The following is a 1175-nucleotide window of genomic DNA, read 5'->3' as shown; positions in this document are numbered from 1 at the left end:
CGGCTGGCGGCGGCGTTGACGCCGGAGGTGGACGCGGTCCTGTCCCGGTACCCCTTGCGGGACCTGGTGACCAGCAGCGAGCCGCTGCCGCTGCTGGTGGAGCGGGAGCGTGCGCTGTACGGGTCGTGGTACGAGTTCTTCCCGCGTTCGGAGGGCACCGCGGAGCGGCCGCACGGCACGTTCCGTACCGCGGCGCGGCGGTTGCCGGCGATCGCGGCGATGGGTTTCGACGTGGTGTACCTGCCGCCGATCCATCCGATCGGCACGACGTTCCGCAAGGGGAAGAACAACACGCTCTCCCCCGGCCCGGACGATGTCGGGGTGCCGTGGGCGATCGGCTCGCCGGAGGGCGGCCACGACGCCGTCCACCCGGACCTGGGCACCCTGGACGACTTCGTCCGGTTCGTGGACCAGGCCCGTGACCTGGGGCTCGAGGTCGCCCTGGACTTCGCCCTGCAGTGCTCCCCGGACCATCCCTGGGTGCACAAGCACCCCGAGTGGTTCCACCACCGCCCCGACGGCACCATCGCCTACGCGGAGAACCCGCCGAAGAAGTACCAGGACATCTACCCCATCGCCTTCGACGCGGACATGGACGGCCTGATCGCCGAGACCTGCCGGGTGCTGCGGCACTGGATGGGCTGCGGGGTGCGGATCTTCCGGGTGGACAATCCGCACACCAAGCCGGTGGTGTTCTGGGAGCGGGTGATCGCGGACATCAACCGCACCGACCCCGACGTGATCTTCCTGGCGGAGGCGTTCACCCGGCCGGCGATGATGCACACCCTGGCCCAGATCGGCTTCCAGCAGTCCTACACGTACTTCACGTGGCGCAACTCCAAGCAGGAGCTGACCGAGTACCTGACGGAGCTGTCGGGTGAGGCCGCCTGCTACATGCGGCCGAACTTCTTCGCCAACACCCCCGACATCCTGCACGCCTACCTCCAGCAGGGCGGCCGGCCCGCCTTCGAGGTCCGGGCCGTGCTCGCGGCGACCCTCTCACCGGCCTGGGGCGTCTACTCCGGCTACGAGCTGTGCGAGAACACCCCGCTCAAAGAAGGCAGCGAGGAGTACCTGAACTCGGAGAAGTACCAGCTCAGGCCCCGCGACTGGGAAGCGGCCGAACGAGAAGGACGCACCATCGCCCCGCTGCTCACCCGCCTCAACACCATCCG

Annotated in this window: 1 pseudogene; it reads left to right on the top strand. The window is 69.0% G+C overall.

Annotated elements, in window-relative coordinates:
• A pseudogene (locus ACWD1U_RS37215) lies at positions 1-1175 on the top strand (alpha-1,4-glucan--maltose-1-phosphate maltosyltransferase); the annotation flags it as partial.

Source organism: Streptomyces sp. NPDC002788, assembly GCF_053592115.1.
Note: the sequence above shows the minus strand (reverse complement) of the source record. Positions and strands in the feature narration are given on the sequence as shown.